This window comes from Streptomyces sp. NPDC059010, from assembly GCF_042740355.1.
In the GTDB taxonomy this organism is placed as follows: Bacteria; Actinomycetota; Actinomycetes; order Streptomycetales; family Streptomycetaceae; genus Streptomyces.
Map to the genome: position 1 here is coordinate 1 of NZ_JBHYJA010000097.1, position 8,052 is coordinate 8,052.

General features: G+C 71.1%; 7 protein-coding genes. 6 read left to right on the forward strand and 1 reads right to left on the reverse strand.

The genetic code is table 11. From position 1 onward, the window contains the following. Nucleotides 1-167: 167 nt before the first annotated feature. On the reverse strand, nucleotides 168-872 hold the full coding sequence (locus tag ACFWYS_RS46290) for a DUF461 domain-containing protein (protein WP_384783088.1): 705 nt from the start codon (nucleotides 870-872) through the stop codon (nucleotides 168-170). Nucleotides 873-1,516: 644 nt separating this feature from the next. On the opposite strand from ACFWYS_RS46290, the gene ACFWYS_RS46295 reads away from it, so the two are divergent. The 6 genes from ACFWYS_RS46295 (at nucleotide 1,517) to ACFWYS_RS46320 (ending at nucleotide 7,859) form a co-directional block, all read left to right on the forward strand. After that, nucleotides 1,517-1,999, forward strand: a complete 483-nt coding sequence (locus tag ACFWYS_RS46295) for a CarD family transcriptional regulator (RefSeq protein ID WP_003953493.1) — start codon at nucleotides 1,517-1,519, stop codon at nucleotides 1,997-1,999. Between the two features lie 275 nt (nucleotides 2,000-2,274). After that, nucleotides 2,275-3,063 carry a 2-C-methyl-D-erythritol 4-phosphate cytidylyltransferase gene (ispD, locus tag ACFWYS_RS46300; protein WP_384783091.1) on the forward strand — a complete coding sequence of 263 codons (789 nt, stop codon included), beginning with the start codon at nucleotides 2,275-2,277 and terminating at the stop codon, nucleotides 3,061-3,063. Further along, entirely contained in the window at nucleotides 3,053-3,550 is a 498-nt protein-coding gene (gene ispF, locus ACFWYS_RS46305) for a 2-C-methyl-D-erythritol 2,4-cyclodiphosphate synthase (RefSeq protein WP_384783094.1), read from the forward strand. The genes ispD and ispF overlap by 11 nt, the downstream gene beginning before the upstream one ends. Before the next feature lie 75 nt (nucleotides 3,551-3,625). Continuing rightward, on the forward strand, nucleotides 3,626-5,023 hold the full coding sequence (cysS, locus tag ACFWYS_RS46310) for a cysteine--tRNA ligase (RefSeq protein WP_384783097.1): 1,398 nt from the start codon (nucleotides 3,626-3,628) through the stop codon (nucleotides 5,021-5,023). Nucleotides 5,024-5,121: 98 nt separating this feature from the next. Continuing rightward, entirely contained in the window at nucleotides 5,122-6,063 is a 942-nt protein-coding gene (gene rlmB, locus ACFWYS_RS46315; RefSeq protein WP_384783100.1) for a 23S rRNA (guanosine(2251)-2'-O)-methyltransferase RlmB, read from the forward strand. A 134-nt stretch (nucleotides 6,064-6,197) separates the two neighbouring features. Next, nucleotides 6,198-7,859, forward strand: coding sequence for a DoxX family membrane protein (locus ACFWYS_RS46320; RefSeq protein WP_384783103.1), 1,662 nt, complete (start codon nucleotides 6,198-6,200; stop codon nucleotides 7,857-7,859). Nucleotides 7,860-8,052 lie beyond the last annotated feature (193 nt).

Here is an 8,052-nt window from a genome sequence, read left to right on the forward strand (position 1 = left end):
CCCGCCGGGCGCGCCCCGCGCCCCGGGGGGGGGGCGGGGCCCCGCGGACACCCGCGCCCGCCAACCCCCCCCCCCCCCCCCCGCCGCGGCGGGCCCCCCCGGCCCGGGGGCCCCCCCCCCTTTTCTACGGCTGTGCAGGGGCCGTAAGGCCCATCGGCCACGACCGCTCAGTGACCGGCCGTCGTGTGCGAGGCGTCGCCGGACGGGGTAGCCGCGCCGCCCGCGCCGGCCTCGGTGCCGTTACCGGCCTCGGTGCCCTCGGTCGCCGTCGCGCTCGCGGAGGACTCGTCGCCCGGGGTGGCGGCGGGGGACCCGGACGCCGAACCGGACGGCGTGGGCTTCGTGCCCGGCACGGCCGGGACCGAGCTCGGGCCCCAGCTCTCGAAGTAGTGCTCGGACGGCACGACGAAGGCGCGCAGGCCCACGTCACCGGTCTTGCTGAAGGTGAAGGTGATCGCCTGGGCGTTGCCGTCCTGGATGCCGTCGCGGCCCTTGGCGAGGACGGCGGAGGCGTTGCCCTCGCCGCCGATGATCAGCGAGCCGCCGGCCGGGATGGTCAGGCTGCCGCCCTTGGCGGGCTTGAGCTGGGCCTGCTCACCGGAGTCGTCCACCTTGATCGAGTCCAGCGTCTGGGCGGACCTGCCGGAGTTGAACAGCGTCGCGGAGACCGCGGCCGGGCCGGTCGACTCCAGGTCGGGCTGGGTGATGACGATCGCGTTCTGGACCTTGATGTCGCCGACCGTGGTGGCCGCGTTGTCCGGCACGATCTGCAGCGTCTGGCTGTTGTTGCCCGCGCCGCACGCGGCGAGCGAGGTGATCGAGAACGCGATGGCGGCCGCGGCGAGGGCGCCGCGTCGAAGGCTGCTGCTCACGGCGGCGGCAACTCCTTGACTCGAACGGGGGGCGAATAAAGCCGCCCTAAGTGTCTGTCAGCGGCCTTAGGTTACCGAGCCGTTCCCGCGCGACCGCACCCGACCCTCCCCTGAGCGGCCGAAGTACCGCGGAAGCGTCTCCCCGGTACCGCCGAACCGCCTCTTCGTACCCCTTCCGTGATCCTTCCCGTCACCCACAAGTGACCCGCGAGTCACATTGCCCGCACGCTCGTCCGTCATTCACATAAGACCCTCGCAAGGCGCGGCGCAAAATTTCCGTGAAGGAATGCACGACCTTCCGAAATTGATCAACGGGCGTGCTCGCCACCAGGGTCGTGATCAATTCCGGATTCGTCCGGGACCCGACTCCGGACGCCGAACGGAGTAGCGGAAGTCGCACACTTGGAACCGGACATTTGTGGATGTTCGACCACTCGGAGGTGCCTCCGGATGTGTGTAACGGGCGCGTTTCACCTCGCCCGCAGAGCCGCTCCCACCTGCGAATACCTACTTCCGCTCGGCCCGCGAAGCACGTTCCTGTCAGAGTTGTCAAGCCCCGAGATATGCCCTGACCTGCGAAAACGCCATTCAGAACCGTCAGTTTCCGTGTTACCCTGGATAGCCACGGAAGGGGTACCTGTCACATGACGTTCAAGGTTGGCGACACCGTGGTCTATCCCCATCACGGGGCCGCGCTGATCGAGGCCATCGAAACTCGCCAGATCAAAGGCGTGGACAAGACCTACTTGGTGCTGAAGGTCGCCCAGGGTGACCTGACGGTACGTGTGCCAGCGGACAATGCGGAGTTCGTCGGCGTGCGTGATGTGGTCGGTCAGGACGGGCTGGACCGGGTCTTCGAGGTGCTGCGCGCGCCGTACGCCGAGGAGCCCACGAACTGGTCGCGTCGTTACAAGGCAAATCTGGAGAAGCTCGCCTCCGGCGATGTCATCAAGGTCGCGGAAGTCGTGCGTGACCTGTGGCGTCGTGAGCGCGAGCGCGGACTCTCCGCCGGTGAGAAGCGCATGCTCGCCAAGGCCCGCCAGATCCTGGTGAGCGAACTCGCCCTCGCGGAGAACACCAACGAGGACAAGGCCGAGGCCCTGCTCGACGAGGTTCTCGCATCCTGACGCGGTCCGTCCGCCTCAGTTCAGCACAGTCAGTCCCTGTGTTGTTTTAAAAGAAGTGCCGCGGTGCCCGATGACGTAATTCCTGTCGCCGGGCGCTGCGGCATGTTCGCTCACAGGCGCTGTGCGTCCTACCTCGGGTGTCCCCGATACTTTTGGTGTGCCGGGTCCGGGCAGCTGGCTCGACCGTTGTCACGGAAGGGTTCGGTCAAGACGTCCCACCCGGCACGCTGAGGCCATACCCACGTAGGCCGAGCACACAAACCTGACAGGAACCGATGTCTGACGATTCGCGCCCTTCGCCCTCGGAAGTTCGTGCCGAAAGCCCTGCCGGAACCCCCGCCGGGGCCCGTACGGCCGTCGTGATCCCGGCTGCGGGCCGCGGCGTGCGCCTCGGTCCGGGCGCCCCCAAGGCGCTCCGCGCGCTGAACGGCACGCCCATGCTCATCCACGCCGCGCGCGCGATGGCCGCCTCCCGCGCCGTCTCCCTGGTGGTCGTGGTGGCCCCGCCCGACGGCGCCGCCGAGGTGAAGTCGCTCCTCGACGCGCACGCGCTGCCCGAGCGCACCGACTTCCTGGTCGTCCCCGGCGGCGAGTCCCGCCAGGAGTCCGTGAAGCTCGGCCTGGACGCGCTGCCGCCGGACCACGACATCGTCCTGGTGCACGACGCCGCCCGCCCGCTGGTCCCGGTGGACACGGTCGACGCGGTGATCGAAGCCGTACGCGACGGAGCGCCGGCCGTCGTCCCCGCGCTGCCGCTGGCGGACACGGTCAAGGAGGTAGAGCCCGCGCGGACGCCCGGCGAGCCGGAGCCCGTGGTGGCCACCCCGCAGCGCGCCCGCCTGCGCGCCGTACAGACCCCGCAGGGCTTCGACCGGGCCACGCTGATCCGTGCGCACGAGACGGTGACCGGTGACGTCACCGACGACGCCGGCATGGTCGAGCAGCTCGGCCTGACGGTCGTGGTCGTCCCCGGCCACGAGGAGGCCTTCAAGGTGACCCGCCCGCTGGACCTGGTCCTGGCGGAGGCGGTCCTGGCCCGCCGGAGGCTGAACGATGGCTTCTGACACCGCGATGCCGCTGCCCCAGGTCGGCATCGGCACCGACATCCACGCCTTCGAGGACGGCCGCGAGCTGTGGTGCGCGGGCCTGAAGTGGGAGGGCGAGGGCCCCGGCCTGGCCGGCCACTCCGACGCCGACGTCGTCGCCCATGCCGCCTGCAACGCCCTGTTCTCGGCAGCCGGCCTCGGCGACCTGGGCGAGCACTTCGGCACCGGCCGCCCGGAATGGTCCGGCGCCTCCGGCGTCGTACTCCTGACGGAGGCGGCCCGGATCGTGCGCGAGGCGGGCTTCCGCATCGGCAACATCGCGGTCCAGGTGGTCGGCCCCCGCCCGAAGATCGGCAAGCGCCGGGACGAGGCCCAGAAGATCCTGTCGGAGGCCGCGGGAGCCCCGGTGTCGGTATCGGGCGCGACGACGGACGGCCTGGGCTTCCCCGGCCGCGGCGAGGGCCTGATGGCGGTGGCGACGGCGCTGGTGGTGCGGGCCGGCTGAAGCCCATCCGCACACGACAACGAACAAACCGCACTTAGGCACCAGGCACTCCCGTCCGCCCACTACCCTGGTGTCGTGACTATTCGCCTGTACGACACCAACGCCCGGCAGATCCGTGACTTCACCCCGCTCAAGCAGGGTTGTGTCTCGATCTACCTCTGTGGTGCCACCGTGCAGGCAGCCCCGCACATCGGCCACATCCGCTCCGGCCTCAACTTCGACATCATGCGCCGCTGGTTCGCGTACCGCGGCTACGACGTGACGTTCATCCGGAACGTCACGGACATCGACGACAAGATCATCACCAAGGCCGCCGAGCAGGGCCGCCCGTGGTGGTCCATCGGGTATGAGAACGAGCGGGCGTTCAACGACGGCTACACCGCCCTCGGCTGCCTGCCGCCGACGTACGAGCCCCGTGCCACCGGCCATGTGACCGAGATGGTCGAGATGATGCAAGGCCTCATCGAGCGCGGGCACGCCTACGAGGCGGACGGCAACGTCTACTTCGACGTGCGCTCCTTCCCCGGATACCTGGAGCTGTCGCGGCAGGAGCTGGACAACCTCCTGCAGCCGTCGGGCGAGGGCGAGACCGGCAAGCGCGACCCGCGCGACTTCGCCATGTGGAAGTCCGCCAAGCCCGGGGAACCGACCTGGTCGACGCCGTGGGGCCCGGGGCGTCCCGGCTGGCACCTGGAGTGCTCGGCCATGGCGCACAAATACCTCGGCACCGCCTTCGACATCCACGGCGGCGGCCTCGACCTGATCTTCCCGCACCATGAGAACGAGATCGCCCAGGCCAAGGCCTACGGCGACGACTTCGCCCGGTACTGGGTGCACAACGCCTGGGTCACCATGGCCGGCGACAAGATGTCCAAGTCGCTCGGCAACAGCGTCCTGGTCAGCGAGATGGTCAAGGCATGGCGCCCGATCGTCCTGCGCTACTACCTGGGCACCCCGCACTACCGCTCGATGATCGAGTACAGCGAGGAGGCCCTGCGCGAGGCCGAGTCGGCGTTCGCGCGGATCGAGGGCTTCGTGCAGCGCGTGGTGGAGAAGGCGGGCGTCGTCGAGCCGTCCGCCGAGGTCCCGCTCGCCTTCGCCGAGGCGATGGACGACGACCTGGGCGTCCCGCAGGCGCTCGCCGTCGTGCACACCACCGTCCGGCAGGGCAACAGCGCTCTGGCCGCCGACGACAAGGAAGCCGCCGTGGCCCGCCTCGCCGAGGTCCGCGCCATGCTCGGCGTCCTCGGCCTGGACCCGCTGGACCCGCACTGGGCGGGCGAGTCCGACCGGGGCGAGGATCTGCACGGCGTGGTCGACAGCCTCGTACGCCTGGTCCTCGACCAGCGCGAGGCCGCCCGCGCCCGCAAGGACTGGACGACCGCGGACGCCATCCGCGACCAGCTCAAGCAGTCCGGGCTGGCCATCGAGGACGGCCCCGACGGACCGCGCTGGAGCCTCGGCCCGCGCTGACCGGGCCCGGCGCCCGGAAGATCGATTGTGCCGCCCGGCCTCCCGGGCGGCACACTTCATAGACGTACGTACGACAGCTCACGACAGACAGGTAGGTCATGGCCGCGAACAACCGCCGCATGTCCGGCAAGAAGGGCGCGCAGGTCGGCAGTGGCGGCCAGCGACGCAAGGGCCTGGAGGGCAAGGGCCCGACCCCGCCCGCCGAGATGCGCAAGAAGCACAAGAAGAACCGCATCGCGACCGCCAAGGCGAAGCAGGCCGCGCGCCGCCCCGCACCGCGCGGCCGTGGCGGCAAGGGCACGTCCGAGATGGTCGTAGGACGCAACCCGGTCGTCGAGGCGCTGCGCGAGGGCGTCCCCGCGTCCACCCTCTACGTCCAGCAGTTCATCGACAACGACGAGCGCGTCCGCGAGGCCCTCCAGCTCGCCGCCGAGCGCGGCGGCATCAACCTCATGGAGGCCCCGCGCCCCGAGCTGGACCGCATGACGAACGGCCTGAACCACCAGGGCCTCGTCCTCCAGGTCCCGCCCTACGAGTACGCCCACCCCGAGGACCTCGCCGAGGCCGCAGCCGACGCGGGCGAGGACCCGCTCATCGTCGCCCTCGACGGCGTGACGGACCCGCGCAACCTCGGTGCCGTGGTCCGCTCGGTCTCGGCCTTCGGCGGCCACGGAGTCGTCGTACCCGAGCGCCGTGCGGCGGGCATGACGGCCGGCGCCTGGAAGACGTCGGCGGGCACGGCGGCCCGCACCCCGGTCGCCCGCGCCACGAACCTCACCCGCGCCCTGGAGGCGTACAAGAAGGCGGGCATCGTGGTCGTCGGCCTCGCCGCCGACGGCGAGGCCGAGCTCGGCGAACTGGAGGCCCTGGCGGGCCCGGTGGTCATCGTGGTCGGCAGCGAGGGCAAGGGCCTGTCCCGCCTGGTCGGCGAGACGTGCGACCACCGGGTACGCATCCCGATGCCGGGCGGCGCCGAGTCCCTCAACGCCGGTGTGGCGGCGGGCATCGTCCTCTACGAGGCGGCTCGCCGACGCGTCTGAACAGACATCCGTTGCGTCACCCGTGCGGGTTAATTCTGGTGACAGTGGTGCGACCTGCGCATCCTTGACGGGGTCCGGACAGATCGGACCGGTCAAAGCAGTGTCCTAACGTCACGTCACTCGGTTAGTTGAGTGTGGACACCAGAACACCCCGCACACCCACGGGGGACCGCTCGTCGGGTTACGACGACGCTCCCGCGCTGAGCATGGTGAAGGTGCCGAGCGATCCGGCGCAGATCATCGTCAATCACGCGAGTTTCCGCGTGTTGCTGGGCGCGTCGACCGGGCGCACCAAAACCCCGCGCATCGCACGGCACCAGAGCGCCACCGAGGACACCACCCGGATTCCCGCCGTCAACACGGCCGGCAGAGCGGGCGCGGCCCCCGGCGCCCGCCGCCGGGTCTCCGTCTGGAACGGCACGTCCGCGCCCGACGACACCGGCGCACACCGCCTGCTCCAGGCCGTGCGGGACGGCAGCGTCCGCCACGGCGACGAACCGGTCCCCGCCGGGGCCACCCAGGTCATCCCGCGCGTGGGCGTCGGCGGCTATGACGACGGCTTCGACGCGGTCTACGACGACGAGTTGTCGCAGACCGTCGAGACGCCGATCGTCGGCGCGCAGCGCACGCACGAGTCGGTAGAGACCCGGCTGCTGCCCCACATGCGCACGGTCGAGAGCGCCTACGACGAGGAACTCGCGTACCAGGACGAGGGCTTCGAGGAGTTCGGACAGGGCGACGACGGGGACGCGGCCGACGCGCCCGCCAAGCGCCTGGGCGCCGACGACCCGGCACGGCACGCCTACTACCCGGGCCGCCGGATGAACCTCGGGGTCGTCCTCCTCCCGCTCCGCGTCTTCCTCGGCTTCATCTCCATCTACGCCGGCATGGGCAAGCTCTGCGACCCCGTCTACTTCGACGGCGGCAAGCGCGGCTCCATGGTCAAGTGGCTCAACACCCTGCACCCCTGGGAAGTGGCCGAGCCCCTCCGCCAATTCGCCCTCGAACACCCCGTCGGCTCCGGCCTGGTCATCGCCTTCTTCCAGGTCATCGTGGGCGTCCTGACGGTCCTGGGGTGCTGGCAGCGGGTCGCCGCGGTGGTGGGCGCCCTGCTGTCCGCCGCGCTCCTGCTCACCGTCAGCTGGAAGAGCGTCCCCGTCTACGACGCCCCCGACATCATCTACCTCGCCGCGTGGTCCCCGTTGATCATCGCGGGCGCCCCCGTCTACTCGATCGACGGCCGCCTGGCAGGCATGGCCTGGCGCCGACTCGGCCCGCGCTCCGACATCTGGGAGCTGCGCAGCTACGTGCTGCGCCGAGGCGCCCTGATCACGGCGATCGTCACCGGCCTGACGCTTCTGATCGGCTCTCTGCTGGGCGGAGCGGTCCGCGACTCCGACCGGGTGGTCGTTCCCGGCCCCGGCGAGGCCCCCCGCAACGAACTGCCGGGCTCGCCGCTGCCCCAGGACTCCGACCACCGGCACGGGCGGACCCCGTCGGCCTCCAACTCGCCCACCCAGGGCGCCACGTCGGGAGCGGCCACTCCGTCGGGTGCCGCGACGACGCCGGGTGCCACCAGTGACGCGGGTGCGACCGGTGCGGGTACGCCGAGTCAGACGCAGGGTACGGGCGGGCAGGCGCCGCCCCAGCAGTCCGTGCCGGCCGACGACGCCCCCAGCACCAGCACCGGGCCGTCCTCCGGAGGTCCCACGTCCGGTGGCGGCTCCACCGGTGGCTCCGGCAACGGAGGGTCCACGTCCGGGGAACCGGGCCTCGTGGGTGGCCTGTTGGGGTAGAAGGGCCGGTGGACGACCTCCTCGGCAGAGGCTCCACCGGCTGACCCTAAGCAGCAGCCGCCGAGCACGAAAACGATGGGCCCGGACGAACCGACGTCCGGGCCCGTCCCCGTCCCGCCTCCCCACAGCCAGTTCCTCGCCCCCGCCGCCCCTACCCGTCCCCGCCCCGGGGGGGGGGGGCGCGGGCGCCCCC

What these genes read in the sequence shown, in the direction of transcription:
- ispF (WP_384783094.1), top strand. Translation starts at nt 3,053, where the DNA reads ATGGCTTCTGACACCGCGATGCCGCTGCCCCAGGTCGGCATCGGCACC.
- rlmB (WP_384783100.1), top strand. Translation starts at nt 5,122, where the DNA reads ATGGCCGCGAACAACCGCCGCATGTCCGGCAAGAAGGGCGCGCAGGTC.
- ACFWYS_RS46295 (WP_003953493.1), top strand. Translation starts at nt 1,517, where the DNA reads ATGACGTTCAAGGTTGGCGACACCGTGGTCTATCCCCATCACGGGGCC.
- ispD (WP_384783091.1), top strand. Translation starts at nt 2,275, where the DNA reads ATGTCTGACGATTCGCGCCCTTCGCCCTCGGAAGTTCGTGCCGAAAGC.